This is a genomic window from Aggregatibacter sp. HK296 (genome assembly GCF_980469475.1).
On sequence record NZ_OZ413142.1, the window covers coordinates 1,541,362 to 1,560,331 of the forward strand.

At 43.7% G+C, this 18,970-nt stretch carries 21 protein-coding genes, 1 tRNA gene and 1 pseudogene; 1 reads left to right on the plus strand and 22 read right to left on the minus strand.

Going from position 1 to position 18,970, the window contains the following annotated elements; all coding sequences use genetic code 11:
• Positions 1-137: 137 nt before the first annotated feature.
• The 12 genes and pseudogenes from fis to tpiA all read right to left on the minus strand — a co-directional run bounded on the left by fis (position 138) and on the right by tpiA (position 10,098).
• Positions 138-434 (minus strand): DNA-binding transcriptional regulator Fis, encoded by a 297-nt coding sequence (gene fis, locus AC30SH_RS07200; protein ID WP_032997766.1) that lies wholly within the window; start codon positions 432-434, stop codon positions 138-140.
• Between the two features lie 20 nt (positions 435-454).
• Positions 455-1,417: a tRNA dihydrouridine synthase DusB gene (gene dusB / locus AC30SH_RS07205; RefSeq protein ID WP_206540976.1), complete on the minus strand. Its 963-nt coding sequence runs from the start codon at positions 1,415-1,417 to the stop codon at positions 455-457.
• A 287-nt stretch (positions 1,418-1,704) separates the two neighbouring features.
• Positions 1,705-2,586, minus strand: coding sequence for a 50S ribosomal protein L11 methyltransferase (prmA, locus tag AC30SH_RS07210; RefSeq protein ID WP_489582322.1), 882 nt, complete (start codon positions 2,584-2,586; stop codon positions 1,705-1,707).
• 17 nt (positions 2,587-2,603) lie between these two features.
• Entirely contained in the window at positions 2,604-4,037 is a 1,434-nt protein-coding gene (gene panF, locus AC30SH_RS07215; protein WP_489582323.1) for a sodium/pantothenate symporter, read from the minus strand.
• A complete protein-coding gene (locus AC30SH_RS07220) occupies positions 4,037-4,309 on the minus strand; it encodes a YhdT family protein (RefSeq protein WP_485862283.1) in 273 nt (90 codons plus the stop codon). Before AC30SH_RS07220 ends, panF begins: the two co-directional genes overlap by 1 nt.
• 58 nt (positions 4,310-4,367) lie before the next feature.
• A complete protein-coding gene (gene accC / locus AC30SH_RS07225) occupies positions 4,368-5,714 on the minus strand; it encodes an acetyl-CoA carboxylase biotin carboxylase subunit (protein ID WP_489582324.1) in 1,347 nt (448 codons plus the stop codon).
• Between the two features lie 41 nt (positions 5,715-5,755).
• The gene (gene accB, locus AC30SH_RS07230) at positions 5,756-6,217 is read right to left on the minus strand and encodes an acetyl-CoA carboxylase biotin carboxyl carrier protein (RefSeq protein WP_006717076.1); all 462 of its coding nucleotides are present in this window, start codon (positions 6,215-6,217) and stop codon (positions 5,756-5,758) included.
• A gap of 147 nt (positions 6,218-6,364) precedes the next feature.
• Positions 6,365-6,814, minus strand: coding sequence for a type II 3-dehydroquinate dehydratase (aroQ, locus tag AC30SH_RS07235; protein WP_006717072.1), 450 nt, complete (start codon positions 6,812-6,814; stop codon positions 6,365-6,367).
• Positions 6,815-6,920: 106 nt separating this feature from the next.
• Positions 6,921-7,922: an o-succinylbenzoate synthase gene (gene menC / locus AC30SH_RS07240; RefSeq protein WP_489582405.1), complete on the minus strand. Its 1,002-nt coding sequence runs from the start codon at positions 7,920-7,922 to the stop codon at positions 6,921-6,923.
• Between the two features lie 21 nt (positions 7,923-7,943).
• Positions 7,944-8,234, minus strand: a pseudogene (locus tag AC30SH_RS07245) (nucleotidyltransferase domain-containing protein); the annotation flags it as partial.
• Between the two features lie 103 nt (positions 8,235-8,337).
• The gene (gene menB / locus AC30SH_RS07250; RefSeq protein WP_005701557.1) at positions 8,338-9,195 is read right to left on the minus strand and encodes a 1,4-dihydroxy-2-naphthoyl-CoA synthase; all 858 of its coding nucleotides are present in this window, start codon (positions 9,193-9,195) and stop codon (positions 8,338-8,340) included.
• 111 nt (positions 9,196-9,306) lie between these two features.
• Positions 9,307-10,098: a triose-phosphate isomerase gene (tpiA, locus tag AC30SH_RS07255; RefSeq protein ID WP_048750611.1), complete on the minus strand. Its 792-nt coding sequence runs from the start codon at positions 10,096-10,098 to the stop codon at positions 9,307-9,309.
• Positions 10,099-10,272: 174 nt separating this feature from the next.
• Here tpiA and AC30SH_RS07260 point away from each other — a divergent pair, with 174 nt between their 5' ends.
• Positions 10,273-10,716, plus strand: a complete 444-nt coding sequence (locus AC30SH_RS07260; protein WP_109859234.1) for a GNAT family N-acetyltransferase — start codon at positions 10,273-10,275, stop codon at positions 10,714-10,716.
• A gap of 106 nt (positions 10,717-10,822) precedes the next feature.
• Here AC30SH_RS07260 and hemN read toward each other — a convergent pair whose 3' ends face one another.
• From hemN to gltX, 10 genes are all read right to left on the minus strand, one after another.
• Positions 10,823-12,190 (minus strand): oxygen-independent coproporphyrinogen III oxidase, encoded by a 1,368-nt coding sequence (gene hemN, locus AC30SH_RS07265; protein ID WP_212510385.1) that lies wholly within the window; start codon positions 12,188-12,190, stop codon positions 10,823-10,825.
• A gap of 16 nt (positions 12,191-12,206) precedes the next feature.
• A complete protein-coding gene (locus AC30SH_RS07270; protein WP_212510384.1) occupies positions 12,207-12,641 on the minus strand; it encodes a DUF2489 domain-containing protein in 435 nt (144 codons plus the stop codon).
• Positions 12,642-12,654: 13 nt separating this feature from the next.
• The gene (gene yihI / locus AC30SH_RS07275; protein ID WP_212510383.1) at positions 12,655-13,215 is read right to left on the minus strand and encodes a Der GTPase-activating protein YihI; all 561 of its coding nucleotides are present in this window, start codon (positions 13,213-13,215) and stop codon (positions 12,655-12,657) included.
• Positions 13,216-13,314: 99 nt separating this feature from the next.
• Positions 13,315-13,842: a tRNA adenosine(34) deaminase TadA gene (gene tadA / locus AC30SH_RS07280; protein WP_212510382.1), complete on the minus strand. Its 528-nt coding sequence runs from the start codon at positions 13,840-13,842 to the stop codon at positions 13,315-13,317.
• 63 nt (positions 13,843-13,905) lie between these two features.
• Positions 13,906-14,757, minus strand: a complete 852-nt coding sequence (locus AC30SH_RS07285; protein ID WP_212510381.1) for a thymidylate synthase — start codon at positions 14,755-14,757, stop codon at positions 13,906-13,908.
• The gene (lgt, locus tag AC30SH_RS07290; protein WP_489582325.1) at positions 14,754-15,551 is read right to left on the minus strand and encodes a prolipoprotein diacylglyceryl transferase; all 798 of its coding nucleotides are present in this window, start codon (positions 15,549-15,551) and stop codon (positions 14,754-14,756) included. The genes AC30SH_RS07285 and lgt overlap by 4 nt, the downstream gene beginning before the upstream one ends.
• Before the next feature lie 8 nt (positions 15,552-15,559).
• A complete protein-coding gene (locus tag AC30SH_RS07295; protein WP_109128460.1) occupies positions 15,560-16,357 on the minus strand; it encodes a sulfite exporter TauE/SafE family protein in 798 nt (265 codons plus the stop codon).
• A gap of 2 nt (positions 16,358-16,359) precedes the next feature.
• Positions 16,360-16,959, minus strand: a complete 600-nt coding sequence (gene rppH, locus AC30SH_RS07300) for an RNA pyrophosphohydrolase (RefSeq protein ID WP_212510378.1) — start codon at positions 16,957-16,959, stop codon at positions 16,360-16,362.
• Positions 16,960-17,236: 277 nt separating this feature from the next.
• Positions 17,237-17,312 (minus strand) — tRNA-Ala (locus AC30SH_RS07305).
• A gap of 79 nt (positions 17,313-17,391) precedes the next feature.
• On the minus strand, positions 17,392-18,837 hold the full coding sequence (gene gltX, locus AC30SH_RS07310; protein ID WP_212510377.1) for a glutamate--tRNA ligase: 1,446 nt from the start codon (positions 18,835-18,837) through the stop codon (positions 17,392-17,394).
• Positions 18,838-18,970: the final 133 nt, after the last annotated feature.

Below are 18,970 nucleotides of genomic sequence, written 5' to 3' on the forward strand. Positions count from 1 at the left end.
TTGAAACAAAAATTGCGGGCTATTATAAAGGAAATCGGGAGAAACGAAAACGTTTGCGCAAGAAAAACAAACGGGAAAAAACAATAAAAAAGCCCTTGTCATAAGGACAAGGGCGAGAATGAAAAATGAGCTAAAAACTAACCCATACCGTATTTTTTTAATTTTTTACGCAATGTACCACGGTTAATGCCTAGCATTGTCGCTGCACGGGTTTGATTACCACGGGTATATTGCATAACCATATCCAACATCGGATGTTCAACTTCTGCCAATACCAACTCATAAAGATCGTTGACATCTTGACCGTCTAATTGGGATAAGTAATTTTTTAAAGCCTGTTTTACAGAGTCGCGTAATGGCTTGTTGGTTACTTGAGATTGAGAATTTAGCACAGAAACAGTTAATGCTTCCGCCGGATTACGTTGTTCTAACATTGTTCTATCCATTAATTAAATCAAATTAAACGAAAAAATTGTTCTAATGCGTCTAACTGCGCCGAAGCGGAAGTGATCGCATTAAAATCTTGTTTGAAAACAGAATGAGGTTGAATATCCTGTAAATACCAAGCGATATGCTTACGTGCGATTCGGTAACCTTTTTCATCACCGTAAAACTGATGTAGCTCACGGATATGTTGCAAAATTACACCGCACTTTTCTTCTAAGCTTGGTTCGTTCACGATCGAATTGTGTTCCACCAACCCCACCATGGTTTGAAACACCCAAGGTCGGCCTAATGCCCCTCGGCCGATCATTACGCCATCTGCCCCCGTATAATCGAGCACAAATTTGGCTTGTTGTGGGGAAATCATATCGCCATTGGCAATCACCGGAATGGAAACAGCTTGTTTTACCGCTTTAATCGAGTCATATTCCGCGACGCCCTCAAATTTACAGGCGCGCGTGCGACCATGCACGGTTAACGCTTGAATGCCACTTTGCTCTGCGATTTTAGCAATTTCGACACAATTTCGATTTTCCGTATCCCAACCGGTGCGAATCTTCAACGTTACCGGAACATTGACAGATTTCACGACGGCCTCAAGAATCTGTTGAACTAAGTCGGGATATTGCAAAAGGGCGGAGCCCGCCATTTTACGATTCACCTTTTTCGCTGGACAGCCCATATTAATATCAATAATTTGAGCGCCGTATTCCACGTTCACTTGAGCGGCTTGCGCCATTTCGTCGGGATCGGAACCCGCAATTTGTACGGCATTGATACCGGCATCTTGGTGGTGCGCTAAGCGCAATTTCGATTTTTCGGTATGCCACACTTGCGGATTGGTTGACATCATTTCTGAAAAGGTTAAACCCGCCCCGTAATGGGCGCAGATTTTACGGAAAGGTTGATCGGTAATTCCCGCCATGGGTGCCAATAAAATGCGATTTTTTAATTGATAATGACCAATGCGCATTATGACTCCGCGACTTTCCAACAACTTGACCAAACTCGGCTGCCAACCGACAAGGTGCGCTATCATACGCACTTTTAATGCGTTTGCAAAGGGTAATTTTTATACAAATTATAATTTTTTTAGATCCAATTCAATTTGCCAAATTTCTGCAGAAATTTGCTATAAAAGAATTGACTTTGATGGGGAAATTGTCTCGTTCATTGAGCGCCGTAAAACAAAAAGTGCGGTGAAAAAACGTGATATTTCTCCACCGCACTTTTCTATTATACTTTGAGGCTTATTGTGCGTTATGCCTTTAGCTTACCGGTAATTCGACACCATTCTTCGCGTTCTGCCACCGGCGCCAACACAAAGCGCTCTGCATAGGCATCACACACGGATTGCGCTTGTGTCGCCAGAATACCCGACAAGCCCAAATCCCCGTATGGTTTCACCAACTGACTAATCACCGGGTAAAGCTCTTTTAACGGCCCCGCCAAAATATTCGCTACCACCACATCGGCTTTCAAGTCCGACGGTTTTTCATCGGATAAAAACAGTTGCAAGCGATCCGCCACGCCGTTTTGTTCCGCATTGTTGCGGCTGGCTAAAATCGCTTGAGGATCAATATCAATACCGACCGCACTTTTTGCGCCCAGCTTCAATGCCGCAATGGCCAAAATGCCGGAGCCACAACCAAAGTCGATCACCGTTTTATCTTTTAAATCTAAACTATGCCATTCCAAACAAAGCGCTGTGGTCGGGTGTGTCCCTGTACCAAACGCCAAGCCCGGATCAAGCATCACGTTCACGGCATTCGGATCCGGCACATCACGCCAGCTTGGGCAAATCCACAAACGCTGACCAAATTGCATTGGATGGAAATTATCCATCCACTCGCGCTCCCAGTCTTTGTCTTCGATTTGTTCGATTTTATAAGCGGTATGTTCATCCAAATGCTTCGCCTGTTTAAGTGCATCCACCACCACATTCATATCGGTTTCTGCATCAAACAAAGCAATCACATCGGTGTTGCCCCACAAGCGGGTTTCTCCCGGTAACGGTTCAAAAATCGGCGTATCTTGGCTGTCCATAAAAGTAACGGACACTGAGCCGATTTCTTCTAAAAAATCACTGATTTGCTCTGCCTTTTCGTTAGTACTGTTTAGGCGAATTTGAATCCAAGCCATGTTTATTCCTATATATTTTATGATGAATGGCGCTTCTCGCCGATTTTATTCCCAATCAAAAATGCCGCTAAGCCAAAGACGAGAGAAGGCACAATCGGGTTGAAGCCAAAGAGTTTAATGCCAAATTGGGTAAATAAAATAAACGAAACCAAGCCGACCAACATGGAGCTAACCGCACCATAAGCATTGGCTTTATCCCAGTAAAGTCCGAGAACGATGACCCACAAAAATGCAGCTTCAAGTCCACCAAAGGCAAACAGGTTCAGCCAAATGATCATATCCGGCGGATTCAGAGACGCAAAAATTAAAAGTGCGGTCAAAATTAACGTAATGATTGAGGAGATTCGACCAATCCGTTTTTGATTTTGCACTGCCTGCGGTTTTGCCGCCAAATACAAGTCTTTCACAAAAATAGAAGACGACTGAATAAGCTGCGCATCCACCGTGGACATAATCGCTGACATTGGTGCTGCAAGGAAAATCCCAGCCACAATCGGTGGCAACACTTGCAACATCAGGCTTGGAATCACTTTATCCGACACCGTTAAATCCGGCACGATGGCGCGCCCCAATGCACCCGCCAAGTGCATACCGAACATGATAATCGTCAACACGATCGTGCCGATTAGCATACCATTGTGCAGGGCTTTGCTGTCTTTAAACGCCATGCAACGCACGGCTGTGTGCGGCAAACCAACTACACCGAAGCAAACCAAAATCCAGAAAGACGCCATAAATTGGAAATCCAACATCTCATTCGGTCCGTACGGGCTGACGAGGCTTGGATCAATTTCAGTTAATTTTTTGACCGCACTTTCCACGCCGCCTACCTGATAAATCACGCCGACCAATAACACAATCGTGCCAAGAATCATCACGGTACCTTGGATTGTATCCGTTAACACCACAGCACGGAAACCGCCGATGAAGGTATAAATCCCCACGGTTAAAGCGAAAATCAGTAAGGCTTGAGTGTAAGGAATGCCGATGGTCGTTTCCAATAAACGGGCACCACCGATAAATTGCACGGTCATCGCCGCAAAGAACGCGATCAACAACGCGACACAGGCAATCCACACTAAATATTTGTTTTTATAGCGATAAAGTAATAAATCGTTGATGGTCAACGCATTGGTCTCACGGGAAAGCAAAGCAAATTTTTTCCCTAACGCACCAAGCGCCAACCACACTGCCGGCACTTGGATCATAGCAAGCAGAACCCAGCCCAAACCATACTTATAAGCCGCACCGGGGCCACCGATAAAGGAACTGGCACTGGCATAGGTAGAGGCGGTCGTCATGGCAAGCACGAAGCCTGTCATAGAACGATTGCCAACATAGTATTCGGAAAGAAAATCCCCGCCTTTCTGACGTTTGACATAAGCATAAATCGCTGCACCAAAGACAAAGGCTAAATAGATGACGAGTGGAAAAATAATCCCTAGGTTCATTAGTGACGCTCCGTTGTCGAATGTTGTTTTTTCTCTTCCACATCCAGCGGAATATCCTGAAACACAATTTTAATCAGCCAATACGCGACCACAATAAACAGAATCGGCAGGTAAATACAGGCCAGTTCAAACCACAGAGGAAAACCAATTGGGCCTTGTGTACCCTTTGGCAAGTAAGCACATAAGCACCAACCAATCACATAAAGTAAAGTTAAACCCAATGCCCAACGGGCTTCTTTAGTCGCTTGTTTATAACGTTGTTGTAAGTCCATATATCATTCCTAAACAAAAAAAGTGGATAAAATCCACTTTTTCTATTAATGCCACGTTTTATTCGTGCATACCTAATTTTTTCTCCAAATAGTGGATATTTGTACCACCTTTTTGGAAGTTTTCGTCTGCTAAAATCAGATCATGCAACGGAATATTCGTTTTAATCCCGTCAATGATGGTTTCTGATAACGCATTTTGCATACGACGGATTGCAACTTCACGGGTATCGCCGTAAGTAATCAATTTCGCAATCATGGAATCATAATGCGGAGGAACCGTGTAACCTGCGTAAACATGAGAATCCCAACGCACGCCTAGACCACCTGGGGAATGTAAATGCGCCACTTTACCCGGTGAAGGCAAGAAGGTTTTTGGATCTTCCGCGTTGATACGACATTCCATCGCATGGCCTTTCACTTTAATGTCTTCTTGTTTAAAAGAAATCGGCAAGCCCGCTGCAATACGCAATTGCTCTTTCACCAAGTCCACACCGGTAATCATTTCCGTCACAGGATGTTCCACTTGAATACGGGTATTCATTTCAATGAAATAGAACTCACCGTTTTCATATAAGAATTCAAACGTACCCGCACCACGATAGCCAATTTCCACACAAGCCTTCGCACAACGGGAACCAATATCGCGACGTACTTCTTCGCTAATGCCCGGTGCCGGTGCCTCTTCCACGACTTTTTGGTGGCGACGTTGCATAGAACAGTCACGCTCTGCCAAGTAAACCGCATTGCCGTGGGTGTCTGCTAATACTTGGATTTCCACATGGCGTGGGTTTTCCAAATATTTTTCCATGTAAACCATGTCGTTGTTGAAAGCCGCTTTCGCTTCTGCTTTCGTCATGGCAATAGATTCTTCTAACGCCTCTTCGCTACGGACTACACGCATACCACGACCACCGCCGCCACCGGAGGCTTTGATAATGATCGGATAGCCAATACGTTTCGCGATTTCTTTGTTTTTCGCGATGTCAGAGGTTAATGGGCCATCAGAACCCGGAACGCAAGGCACACCGGCTTTTTTCATGGCGTTAATCGCGGACACTTTGTCGCCCATCAAACGAATCACATCGGCAGTTGGTCCGATAAACGTGAAACCGGAGCTTTCTACCTGTTCGGCGAAATCCGCATTTTCGGAAAGAAAACCATAGCCCGGGTGAATAGCATCAGCGCCGGTCACTTCAGCTGCGGCAATAATTGCCGGAATATTTAAATAACTTTTTGCAGATTGAGCAGGACCGATACACACGGTTTCATCTGCAAGCAGAACGTGTTTTAACTCACGGTCGGCGGTGGAATGAACCGCAACAGTTTTAATGCCCAATTCTTTGCAGGCGCGCAAAATTCGCAGTGCAATTTCACCACGATTGGCGATAACAACTTTTTCTAACATAATAAATCCATTCTTGTTTAAATTATGGTCTGCTATGTTAATTATTCGATAATAATCAACGGCTCATCAAATTCGACAGGCTCACCATCATTTACCAAAATAGCTTTTACTACACCTGCTTTATCCGCTTCAATACGGTTCATCATTTTCATCGCTTCAACGATGCAAAGTGCATCACCTACTTTTACGGTTTGCCCCACTTCAACAAACGCTTTCGCTTCAGGGCTTGGACTACGATAGAACGTTCCTACCATCGGAGAGCGGATCTTATGACCAGAAACTTCTTCAGGTGCAGCAGCAGGGGCTGCCGGCGCGGCAGCTGGTGCAACAGGAGCCGCAACCGGAACCGGTGCAGCTGCTGGAATGGAATACTGAACATTTGCCGGCGCGGCAACAGTGGCACGACTAATACGTACAGAACCCTCTTCTTCTGAAACTTCGAGTTCCGTAATACCGGATTCTTCCACTAATTCAATCAGTTTTTTAATTTTACGAATGTCCATAGTTTTTTCCTAAAATATGCTAGATTTTCACCGCACTTTTGAAAAAAGCACGGTATGGATTAAGATAAATTTTCGCCCGAGAGATTACCTCAAAATCATTATTTTGGCGATAAAATTCTGCGATTTTTTGCTAAATTTCGCCGATCTTCACTTTTTTGAAAGATAATTTACGGCAAACTGTAATGCAAAATCATACCCCTGCGCACCACAGCCACAAATCACACTTTCCGCCACATCACTAAAATAGGAATGATGACGAAACGGTTCTCGTTTATGAATATTGGATAAATGCACTTCAACGAAAGGAATGCCAACGGCAAGTAACGCATCACGCAACGCCACGCTGGTGTGGGTATAGGCCGCGGGATTGATGATAATAAAATCCACTTTTTGAAAGCTTTGGTGAATTTTCTCAATCAATTTTTCTTCACTATTGGCTTGAAAACAATCCAGTGCCACTTGCTGTTTTACCGCTTGTTGTTGCAAATGCCGTTCAATTTCCGCTAAGGATAAATGTCCGTAATGACCTGGCTCACGCACACCCAACATATTCAAGTTCGGGCCATTTAACAGCAAAATGTTGTATTTTGATGACATATCACATTCCTTTTTATTGCGCGCATTATAATGATTTTTCGCTTTTGGCTGGTCTAATCTGTAAAAAACCGCACTATAAAAAATAATCGAAAAAACGACCGCACTTTTAATCTAAAATGACTTCGGTAATGAATTCCGAATCGAAGTCAACGACAGGTAACTCCGACCCTGGCCAGGTTCTGACGACTTGATAATCCATTAAATCGAGTGTGTCTAATCCCGGCGTGACATTTGGCGTATATTGTTGCGCCATGCGTGCCAGTTGGGTTAAACCGAAGCTACTTTCAATGCTGGAACTGATAACGGCTTTCATACCTAACGCGTGCGCCTGAGCAATTAACTCGGCACAACGTTCAATAGATCCCACCAAGGTCGGTTTAATCACAATCGCCACCAAGTGCGGTTCTTTTTCCACACGAAAATCAGGTTCACGTACGCTTTCATCCCAGGCAATGTTAATGCCGGTTTCTGCTGCAAATTGACGACTTTCCTCACGGGTTTTGCAAGGCTCTTCAATAAATTGAATGCGCGCACGGTGTTCCGGTTTCACATATTTGGCGAACATTTGCGCTTTAGCCGACGTCCAGCTACGGTTGGCATCTAGCCGTAATTGCAAATCCGGAATGGCTTCTAACAACATATCGGCAATAAGGCCATCACGATTGGCTTCATACATCCCCACTTTCACTTTTGCCACTTTTTCGCCCTGCATTTGATCCAGCGGTTCATAAAGCTCATCAGGATCGCCATAACATAAAGGCGCGGTTTGATAGTTGCCTTCGTCACCCAAACGTCCTTTCATTTCCATCAACGCACAACTGAGCCCGAACGCCACAGAAGGATATAAATCCGCCGTCAAATCCAGTTTTACATTACAACTGCGGGATTGATCCCATTTTTCCAGCCATTCGATGGCTTGGGCTTGGGCTTGGGCTAAGGTTTCATGACTAAATTCCGGCAACGGCGCAATTTCGCCCCAGCCTTCATTTTGCCCACAGCACACTTTCACTAAAAGGCCTTCACGCTTTTTCAAAAAGCGATTACGCAAAATCAGTTGCGAATCCACCGGAATGGAATAACGGAAAAGTTGGTAACGACGATGTTGAATGGAGCAATTTTTCTTTTCATAGAAGATTTTGCCCACCCGTTGAATATGTGCCAGTAAATCAGGATCGGTAATCTTGTCATGAATGACTAAATCAAATTTATACGGAATGGTAGTTTGCGACAGAGTTTGCTGTATATCATGCAACATGTCATTGGTAATGCCATCGCCTTTTAAGGCTAAATCAATGTCTGAGTCTTCACGAAAATTTCCCTTCCCACGTGAGCCAAACAAAATCGCTGTTTCAACATTGGGAAAATGGCGCAAATGCCAACCGATGTTTTTAATCATTGTTTCTGTTAAACCGAAATCCATTGTCTTTACCTATATCAATTACAGAGAAGAAATTGCTGTGTGCGAAATGGCAAAAGTGCGGTCGATTTAAAAAACATTTTTAAAAACGACCGCACTTTTTATCTTAAGGATTGCGCTTAAATTTACCGAAGTCCGGCGCGCGTTTTTCATTGAAGGCGTTGCGACCTTCTTGGCCTTCTTCCGTCATATAGAACAACATGGTGGCGTTACCGGCAAGCTCTTGAAGACCGGATTGACCGTCACAGTCTGCATTTAATGCCGCTTTCAAACAACGTAAAGCAATCGGGCTATTGCGTAGCATTTCACGGCACCAACGTACGGTTTCTTTTTCTAACTCAGCGTAAGGCACTACTGTGTTCACTAAGCCCATATCTAAGGCTTCTTGTGCATTGTATTGACGGCATAAGAACCAAATTTCGCGCGCTTTTTTCTGACCAACGATACGTGCCATATAGCTTGCACCCCAACCGCCATCAAAAGAACCTACTTTCGGGCCTGTCTGACCGTAAATCGCGTTGTCTGCGGAAATGGTCAGGTCACACATCATGTGTAACACATGACCGCCGCCGATGGCATAACCTGCCACCATCGCCACCACCGGTTTCGGGCAAGTACGAATATCACGTTGGAAATCCAACACGTTAAGATGATGTACGCCGCTGTCGTCTTTATAGCCGCCGTAATCGCCACGGACTTTTTGGTCACCGCCGGAACAGAACGCTTTTTCACCTTCACCGGTTAGCACGATAACACCGATTTTTTCGTCAAAACGGGCATCGGCAAAAGCGGTGATCATTTCTTTAACAGTTTGCGGACGGAAAGCATTGCGCACTTCCGGACGATTGATGGTGATTTTGGCAATGCCGTCGGTGGATTTGTGATAACGAATGTCGGTGTAGCCCGCGCTGTGGTCAACCCACTCAACCGGCGCATATAAAACATCATCTTTTGGATTTTGCATGATAAATTCCTTGAATTTAAGGTTAAAAAAGTGCGGTCATTATAGCGGAAGTTTCTGAAATCTGAAAACGAAAAGGGTCGGTATTCACCGACCCTCAAAGACAAAATGAAATTAGTTTTTCGCTTTTGCCGCAGCTTTCACGATCACCGCAAAGGCAGGCGCTTTTAAGGACGCGCCACCCACTAATGCACCGTCAATATCCGGTTGGGTGAACAATTCTGCTGCGTTAGCATCGTTAACAGAACCGCCGTATTGAATGATCACTTGATCAGCAACCGCTTGGGATTTTTTCGCAATATGACCACGGATGAATGCATGCACAGCTTGCGCTTGTGCCGGAGTCGCAGATTTGCCGGTACCGATAGCCCAAATTGGTTCATACGCAATCACCGCACCGTTGAAGGCTTCTACGCCCAATAGGTTTATGACGGCATCAATTTGACGCGCACAGACTTCTTCAGTTTTACCTGCTTCGTTTTCCGCTTCGGATTCACCGATACATAACACAGGCACCAAGCCAGCTTCTTTTAACGCACCAAATTTTTTCGCCACAAATTCATCACTTTCTTTGTGATAAGTACGACGCTCGGAGTGACCAATAATGATGTATTTCGCGCCAAAATCTTTCAACATTTCAGTGGAGATATCACCAGTGAATGCGCCTTTCACATTCACGTCCACGTTTTGCGCGCCTAATTGGATGATATTTTGACCGCCACAGCTGCAGCCGCAGCCTGATAATAATTTTTCAGCTTCTGCCAAATACATGACCGGTGGGGCAATTGCCACATCACAACCGGTCACACCGTGCAATTCTTCTTTTAAGCCGGTGATCAATTCACGAGTGAAGGCTTTGCTACCGTTTAATTTCCAGTTACCCATAACTAAAGGACGACGAGCCATTTTGTTTCTCCTTAATATGATTGAATAAAAACTGCGCCTACTATAACAAAAAACGCCTACTTTTTTTGGTAAAAAATCACAGTTCTAAAAAATTTTCTTTGTAACAGATGATTCTTTTGGGCTAAAAAGATACAATCTACTGTATAAATTTAACAAAAAATGACCGATCGCCTCATGATTAAAATTTTTAAAGCTGAACAATGGAACCTGGAAACACTCCTACCGCTATTTGAAGAATATCGTCTTTCTCAGGGCATGACAGAAAATCCGGAGCGCACGCTCACCTTTCTTTCCAACCGTATTCGTTTTAGCGAAAGCATTTTTTTCCTTGCGCTCGACCAATCCCAACAAGCGCTCGGTTTCATTCAACTTTATCCTCGTCTTTCTTCGCTACAATTACAGCGCTACTGGCAATTAACAGACATTTTCGTGCGCCAAGGCAATCAATCAAACGATATTTACACCGCACTTATTGCCAAAGCCAAAGAATTCGTCAGCTACACGCAATCCACGCGATTAGTGGTAGAACAAGATCGACAGCAACATCATTTACTGGAACAAGAAGGTTTCCGCTTAAACCCGAAAAAATCTGTGTTTGAATTGAATTTAGTGGGGTAATGATAAACGAAAAGTGCGGTTGAAATTTCCGATGAATTTCAACCGCACTTTTTATTTTAGAAAACAGGCGCAGAGATAGGCATAAAACCTACCCAGACATTTCAAATTAAATAATCCGCGAAAATTGCTGTTGTTTTGCTTGTGCGCGTGAATACGTGTCGAAACACAAACAAATATTACGAATCAACAAACGTCCTTTTGCGGAAACCGTGATTTGCGCCTCACCGATATCCAATAAACCATCGGCAGCCAAAGGTGCGAGCAAGGCCAAATCTTCAGCAAAGTGTTGTTTAAAATCAATATTGTACTGTTTTTCTAATGGGGCATACGCTAATTTAAAATTACAAATCAATTGCTTAATGACATCCCGACGCAAACAATCTTCTTCTGACATGGCTAAACCTTTATGCAAGGCAATGCCGTTGGTATCCACCGCGGTATAATATTCCTTCAAATCTTTCTGATTTTGCGCATAGGTATCCCCCAATAAGCTGATTGCCGACACACCCAGCCCCAACAAATCACATTCTTCCTGCGTCGTATAGCCTTGGAAATTACGGTGCAACACGCCATTTTGCTGTGCAATAGCAAGTTCATCGTCCGGTTTGGCAAAATGATCCATACCAATAAACTTATAACCTGCACTGCCCAGTGTTTCGATGGTTTTTTGTAAAATTTCCAGCTTCGTCTCCGGTTTCGGTAACTGCCAATCTTTTATTTTTGCTTGTCCGGCGAAACGGCTTGGCAAATGGGCATAGTTAAATACGCTCAATCGATCAGGGTTGAGTTCAATGACTTTTTTCAAGGTGAACATAAAGCTCTCAACACTCTGGAATGGCAAACCATAAATCAAATCTAGGTTAGTCGATTGAAAACCCAGCTCACGAGCGCGCATCAACAGCGCATTGACAAATGCCTCATCCTGTTCGCGATTCACCGCTTTTTGTACGTCTTTATTGAAATCTTGTACGCCCATACTGATGCGGTTAAACCCGATGTTATGCAAATGTTCTAACATCGAAAGCTCAATTTCACGAGGATCCATTTCAATACTGATTTCTGCGTTATCGGCGATATTAAAATGGTCGCGCAACATTTGCATTAAACGGGCAGATTGTGCTTCCGTTAAATACGTTGGCGTGCCACCGCCCCAATGCACTTGCGTTGCCACACGATTTGTAAATAATTTCGACCGCTCTTTTATTTCTCGTTCCAGAAAATCCAAGTAAATGTCGGCTTTGTGCTGATGGCGCGTAATGACTTTATTACAGGCGCAGAAATAACAAAGTTTATGGCAAAACGGAATGTGAACATATAATGACAACGGACGTGTTGGATAACGTTGTGCCGCGGCAATAAAGTCCTCATTCGTATACTGTTCGTTAAACTCAAGCGCTGTCGGATAGGATGTGTAGCGCGGACCGGATTGATTATATTTTTGAATTAATGCTAAATCCCAAATGATCTCAGACATTCAATTTCCCCCACGTTTATAATGTTTGGATATCCGTTAGAAGTCGGTTTAGTTCTAACTTAATCTTACTTTCAAGCTCGGCTTCTGTGCTTTCACGCTGTAAATCCAAACGCATTCTTTCGTTCTTTTTTAATTCTCTGCGAGCCTCATGGGTCGGCATATCTTCGACCGTTTCATACAATCGCCACATGGCAGAATAATGTTTTAGGCTCATGCCCACCGGTTCGAGTAGCATTTTCAAACGCAATACACCTTCTGATAAATTGCAATCACCGTTCAACATGGCTTTCGCAATAATCTCAAGGCTTTCTTTAATGCGATGAATACGGTTTCGGCGTGCTTGCAACAGTGCTTTTTTCTGCTTTTGCAACGCCAGCAACAAATACGCGGCATAACCGACCATACCGGCAATGATGATGACAGCTGCAATGAGTAAAAACGTTTTCCACATAATTTAAAGATACTTATTTAAATTGGTTGATGTCGATTCGTTCAAAAGTGCGGTATAAATCTTCATCGTTTTCTTCATCATCCACAATGCCTAACTCGTCCATTAATTGCGCGACACGCGCCAAACAGGTATCCACAAATTTTTGATCTTCGGCAGACAATTTTTTACCTTCATCCAATTGATCCAACAACTGATTCAAACATTCGTTATTTTCTAACTGTTCTAATTCTACCATCGGATCCAAGGTTGCTTTTGGCTCAGATTTTGCAGCTGATACTGCTTGCGCTTTTTGCGGTTTATTCACAAATTCCACCATCAACGGCACTTTTTTACGGCTACCGATTCGTGGATCCTGAATTTCTTTTACTTGATTCGCGGCTCTATTTTCCGGCGCACTATGACGAGAACCGGAATCCAATCCTTTATGCTTACGTTTTTTCTTCTCTTCACGGGCTTTCGCATCCAGTTCATAACGTGTCGCTTTGCGGCCGGAAAGGGGTTGTTCCGGTTTTTTATCGGATTTGCGGGCCGGCATGATATCTGTAAGGCGGCGAGTCTTTTTCTGACGGGACATAACTTATCTCTTGACTAATAAAATTGAGCGGCGATTGTATCACTCCGCAGGAAATTTAACGAGGGATATTAAAAAATGCTGAAAAAAATGACCGCACTTTTAATCATCAGACTTCGCTTCAGTCATCAACTGTTGCGCTAATTTCGCTTCTTTCTGCTGCGCGCGGCGTTTTTGAAAAAACGCACTGAGTTTTTCACTGCATTCCTGTTGCAACACGCCAGCGGTGATTTCGATGGCATGGTTCATTTTATAATCATCAAAAAAATGAAAACGAGAACCTACCGCACCGGTTTTATAGTCTGCCGCGCCAAACACCAAGCGGTTAATACGGCTGTGCAAAATCGCACCGGCGCACATAGTGCAAGGTTCCAACGTGACGTATAAGGTTGCATTCAACAAGCGATAATTTTGTAAGGTTTGTCCGCCTTGACGCAACGCGACAATTTCAGCGTGCGCAGTGGGATCAGAATCAATGATCGATAAATTCCATCCCTCACCAATAATTTCACCCTCTTCGCTCACTAACACGGCACCCACAGGAATTTCACCCAAGGCTTCTGCTTTGTCCGCCAACATTAAGGCGTGGCGCATAAATTGTTCATCCAGTTGCTGTTGAGATTCAGTCATGAGGCTATTCAGATAAAAAGTGCGGTGGATTTAAAAAACGTTTTTAAAACCGACCGCACTTTGTTAGACGGAAAACGGATATTTAATCGGTTCGTGGCATTGATAACCCGTGACTTTGAAATCATCCATGGTGACCCAGGTTTCCAGGTCTTCTAAAGATTTAATGTCCGGGTTAATTTCCAACTGCGGTGAAGGGAAAGGCTCACGTTTTAATTGCACATCACGCATGAGTTCCAACTGGTCTTCATAAATATGTGCATTCACAATGTGATGGAATACCTGCCCTGCTTTTTTACCGGTAATTTGTGCCATTAATGCTAAGAAAGTGAATACTTGGATTTGGTTGAAATTCAAGCCAAGCGGGACATCACAAGAGCGCTGATAACTGGTGAGATATAACGTATCACCCAGCAAGGAAAACGTATGTGTGTGCATGCAGGGACGCAAACAACCCAAATCAAATTCACCCGGATTATAGAACGTCAGAATCTCACCGCGGTCATCAATGCCTTTGCTGAGGTTATTGACGATTTTACGCAACTGATCGAGATGTTCACCATTTGGCTTGCGCCAGCTTCTGCCCTGCACGCCATACACGCGTCCCATGTCATCCGTGCCTTTGCGGTGCGGATTATTGAGCCAAGCCTGATTTTCATTGGCATTGGCATCCCAGGTTTTGGTGCCAAGATTGCGGAAGTCTGCTGCATTGTCATAACCGCGAATATAGCCTAAAAATTCTGCAATAGCCGCTTTCCAATAACTTTTACGGGTGGTAATCAACGGAAATTGGTTGTTTGCCACATCGTAAGTCAAACCGGCGTTAATCACGGTCAAACAACGTTTGCCGGTACGTTCGTTTTCTACCCAAACGCCTTCGTTAACAATGCGTTGGCACAAATCTAAATATTGTTTCATTTTTTCACCGCACTTTTGTTGTATGCCCAAAGCATAATGAAAACACCGCCAAGCATCATTGGCAGACAAAGAAGTTGGCCTCTTGTGATCACACCAAGAAACAGCTCTACATCGGGTTCGCGCACATATTCAATCATAAAACGGAAAACGCCATAACCGATGAGGAAGAGGCCGGCAACCGATCCCATTGGACGTGGTTTACGAATAAACCAATTCAAAATAAGGAACAACACTAAACCTTCTAACACAGCTTCATATAATTGAGATGGATGGCGTGGTAATAATAGCGGATCTGTCGGAAAAATCATTGCCCAAGGCACGTCCGTTGCACGCCCCCATAATTCTAAATTAATGAAATTACCAAGACGCCCCATTCCTAAACCGAAAGGAATGAGAGGTGCAACAAAATCTGCCGTCGCCCAAAAGCTGCGTTTTTGTATTTTAGAAGTAATGACCATGGCAATAATCACGCCAATTAAGCCACCATGAAAAGACATACCGCCTTCCCAAACTCGGAATAAATACAGCGGGTCCTGTAAAAAACGATCAAAATTATAAAAGAAGACATCACCAATTCGACCGCCTAAAAAGACGCCCATGAAACCATTAAAGAGTAAAGAATCGACTTGATCTATCGTCCAACCACTGTTGGCTTGTTGAGTACGGCGTACACCTAACCAACGAGCAAAAATAAAGCCAAGCAAATACATTAATCCATACCAGCGCAAACCGATGGGACCAAATTCAAAAATTGCCGGATCGAAATGCGGTAATACAAGGTAATCTGAATTCATAACGTTCCTTATTTCAATAACATATTAATCGCCACCACAATTAAAAAGGCGGCAAAGGCTTTCTTCAAGGTCGGCACCGGGAGTTTATTCGTTGCGTTGGCACCAAGTTTAGAAGTGAAAAATGAGGTGACCGTGATGCCTAATACAGCCGGGAAATACACGAAGCCGATCGAATAAGGTGGCATACCTTGCACATTCCAACCGCTCACCATAAAACTCAACATCCCCGCAATCCCCATCAACATGCCGCAGAACGCCGAAGTACCGATAGCTTTTTTAATATCTACGTTGCGAGAATTTAAAAACGGCACAATAAATCCGCCACCGCCAATACCGGCAACACTTGATGCCATGCCAATCAAAGCACCGCCAATAATCGAGGATAAAGGCGTAATTTTTTTATTCGGATCGATGTTTTTCGGCTTAATAGACAAAATCATTTTAGCGGCTAAATAAACAACTAAGCAGGCAAACAACTTGCTGGAAATGTCATGAGGCAATTTACTGATGTATTGTCCTGAAATGAAGGCACTAATCATTAATGCGGGGGCAAAATACTTTAAGGTGGACCAAACAACATTGCCAAGTTTGTGGTGTCGTTGTGCGGAAGAAAAAGCGGTAACTACGATAGTCGCGAAGGAGGTGCCAAGTGCGGTGGACATTAAGAGCGAATCCGGTACGCCGACAATTGGCAATAAATAAACCATCATCGGCACAATCACCATGCCGCCACCAATGCCGAATAAACCGGCTAAAAAGCCGGCGACACAACCGGCAAGCAAACAAAATAGGAAGAAGGTTAACATAATTATCTCTTATACTTTTGTGATGAATGTTTAGAATGCTTTGAATGGGTCTGTTTTGGCGTTGAAAAGGTATTCTTTTTCTCTTCTACTGCGCTAGAGTCAGCCCGCAATAACAAGTCTTTGTTATTTTCATCAAATAACACCGTAGCAAACTCTTTCATCGCTTTACGATAGACATCTCTTTTGAAAGAAACCACTTGACGCACCGGATACCAAAAACTCACCCAACGCCAACCATCAAACTCCGGTGTTTTACTGCATTGCATATTGATGTTTTTGGTGTCGCTGACTAACTGCAATAAAAACCAGCGTTGTTTCTGTCCGATACAAATAGGTTTGGAATCATAACGTAGCAGGCGTTTTGGCAATTTATAACGCAGCCAATGCTTAGAGGCATAGAGCACTCGCACATCTTTGCGTGTTAATCCTACTTCCTCAAATAATTCTCGGTACATCGCTTGTTCTGGCGTTTCATTATCATTAATCCCGCCTTGCGGAAATTGCCAGGAATTCTGTCCGTATCTTTTCGCCCACAGCACTTGCCCTTTGTCGTTGCAAATAACAATGCCTACATTCGGACGGTAGCCATCGAAATCGATCACTATCGTATCCTTAAAATTCAGTTAATTTTTTTAAATTGGAATAGCGACAAATTGTTTCATAAACTCCCCCTTCGGGCAACTCATTTAGCAAGAAACAGGGAGCTATAGAACATTTAAGAAATGTTTAAATGCTCTTTTTAAGCATAAATTTCACATTAGATGAGATAACTTTAGAGGCAAGAACTTAATAGCATTTGCGTTGATAACGCATGAAGCACAACGCTAAAAAATAAAAAAACCTTACCAACTAATAACTAATTGATAAGGTTGTAAAATTTGGTGGAGATAATCGGGATCGAACCGACGACCTCTTGAATGCCATTCAAGCGCTCTCCCAACTGAGCTATATCCCCGTATAGTGGCGGCTATGATAAATTCCGCCCCTTGGTCTGTCAATATTAAATTTTTAATTCATTGCCATCAGATTAAATATTAAACGTTTTGTGCGTGAATAAAATCAATGGCTCGTTGAATACGATTTAATACGCGATCACGCCCGATACCCACAAGGGTGACGTCCATAGACGGCGATTGCCCCGCGCCAGTCACGGCCACACGCAACGGCATCCCCACTTTACCCATGCCAACCTCTAATTCGGCAGCAGTTTGTTCAATGGCTTCATGAGTAGAATGCAAATCCCAAGTGGAAAGTGCGGTCAGTTTTTCTTTTACTTTTTTAAGAGCTTCTGCCGCACCCGCTTTGAAATGTTTTTTCACCGCGGCTTCATCAAAATCGTCAAACTCTTCAAAGAAATAACGGCTGGCAAGCGCCATTTCACGTAACGTTTTACAACGATCCGCCAGCATGGTGATGATTTCCGTTAATGCCGGGCCGTTGGACGTGTCAATGCCTAAATCCTGATATTGCCATGCTAAATGTTTCGCGACGTAGTCCGCTGGCAATTCACGAATATAGTGATGGTTCAACCACAATAATTTTTCGGTATTAAAGGCACTGGCAGATTTACTCACGGAGTGTAAATCAAATAAATCAATCATTTCTTGGCGGGTGAAAATTTCCTGATCACCATGGCCCCAGCCTAAACGCACTAAATAGTTAATGAGCGCTTCCGGCAAATAGCCTTCATCACGATATTGCATCACGCTCACTGCGCCGTGACGTTTAGACAGTTTTTGACCATCGTCCCCGTTAATCATGGAAACGTGTGCATATACCGGAATCGGTGCGCCAAGGGCTTTTAAAATGTTAATTTGACGCGGGGTGTTATTAATATGGTCTTCACCGCGTACAACGTGGGTAATACCCATATCCCAGTCATCTACCACCACGCAGAAGTTATAGGTCGGTGAGCCGTCGGTACGGCGGATAATCAAGTCATCCAATTCGCTGTTGCTGATTTCAATGCGTCCACGCACCGCATCATCAAATACCACAGAACCCTCAGTTGGATTTTTAAAACGCACAACATGCGGTTCATCGGCAGAATGTTCAGCGTGATCATGTAAACAATGGCGGTCATAACGCGGTTTTTCTTTATTTTGTTCTTGTGTATGACGTAATGTTTCCAAACGTTCTTTGGTACAGTAACAACGGTATGCCAAACCTTGCTCAATCATTTGATCGATAACTTGGTTATAACGGTCAAAACGCTTAGTTTGATAATAAGGGCCATGCTCCCAAGCCAAATCTAACCATTCCATCGCTTCTAAAATGGCTTGCGTGGCTTCCGGTGTGGAGCGCTCCAAATCGGTATCTTCAATACGCAACACAAATTCGCCGTGATTGTGTTTAGCGTATAACCAGGAATAAAGTGCGGTACGCGCGCCGCCAACGTGCAAATAACCGGTTGGGCTTGGTGCAAAACGGGTACGCACCTTAACGTTTGGATCTAAATTAAACAATGCTTCTAATTTCATTTTATAACCTTTTTCTGTGCAAATAATTATGCGGTATTGTACTACGAGTTGTTTGAATTCATAAGGAAAAATCTGTTTTTATGCCTATTTTTAAAACAACCAACGGATTTTTGGCAAAAATTTGTTGACTGAA

Bases quoted from the DNA above. Each gene is read 5' to 3' on its own strand.
- fis (WP_032997766.1), bottom strand. From the start codon at position 434: ATGTTAGAACAACGTAATCCGGCGGAAGCATTAACTGTTTCTGTGCTA.
- dusB (WP_206540976.1), bottom strand. From the start codon at position 1,417: ATGCGCATTGGTCATTATCAATTAAAAAATCGCATTTTATTGGCACCC.
- prmA (WP_489582322.1), bottom strand. From the start codon at position 2,586: ATGGCTTGGATTCAAATTCGCCTAAACAGTACTAACGAAAAGGCAGAG.
- panF (WP_489582323.1), bottom strand. From the start codon at position 4,037: ATGAACCTAGGGATTATTTTTCCACTCGTCATCTATTTAGCCTTTGTC.
- AC30SH_RS07220 (WP_485862283.1), bottom strand. From the start codon at position 4,309: ATGGACTTACAACAACGTTATAAACAAGCGACTAAAGAAGCCCGTTGG.
- accC (WP_489582324.1), bottom strand. From the start codon at position 5,714: ATGTTAGAAAAAGTTGTTATCGCCAATCGTGGTGAAATTGCACTGCGA.
- accB (WP_006717076.1), bottom strand. From the start codon at position 6,217: ATGGACATTCGTAAAATTAAAAAACTGATTGAATTAGTGGAAGAATCC.
- aroQ (WP_006717072.1), bottom strand. From the start codon at position 6,814: ATGTCATCAAAATACAACATTTTGCTGTTAAATGGCCCGAACTTGAAT.
- menB (WP_005701557.1), bottom strand. From the start codon at position 9,195: ATGCAAAATCCAAAAGATGATGTTTTATATGCGCCGGTTGAGTGGGTT.
- tpiA (WP_048750611.1), bottom strand. From the start codon at position 10,098: ATGGCTCGTCGTCCTTTAGTTATGGGTAACTGGAAATTAAACGGTAGC.
- AC30SH_RS07260 (WP_109859234.1), top strand. From the start codon at position 10,273: ATGATTAAAATTTTTAAAGCTGAACAATGGAACCTGGAAACACTCCTA.
- hemN (WP_212510385.1), bottom strand. From the start codon at position 12,190: ATGTCTGAGATCATTTGGGATTTAGCATTAATTCAAAAATATAATCAA.
- AC30SH_RS07270 (WP_212510384.1), bottom strand. From the start codon at position 12,641: ATGTGGAAAACGTTTTTACTCATTGCAGCTGTCATCATCATTGCCGGT.
- yihI (WP_212510383.1), bottom strand. From the start codon at position 13,215: ATGTCCCGTCAGAAAAAGACTCGCCGCCTTACAGATATCATGCCGGCC.
- tadA (WP_212510382.1), bottom strand. From the start codon at position 13,842: ATGACTGAATCTCAACAGCAACTGGATGAACAATTTATGCGCCACGCC.
- AC30SH_RS07285 (WP_212510381.1), bottom strand. From the start codon at position 14,757: ATGAAACAATATTTAGATTTGTGCCAACGCATTGTTAACGAAGGCGTT.
- lgt (WP_489582325.1), bottom strand. From the start codon at position 15,551: ATGAATTCAGATTACCTTGTATTACCGCATTTCGATCCGGCAATTTTT.
- AC30SH_RS07295 (WP_109128460.1), bottom strand. From the start codon at position 16,357: ATGTTAACCTTCTTCCTATTTTGTTTGCTTGCCGGTTGTGTCGCCGGC.
- gltX (WP_212510377.1), bottom strand. From the start codon at position 18,837: ATGAAATTAGAAGCATTGTTTAATTTAGATCCAAACGTTAAGGTGCGT.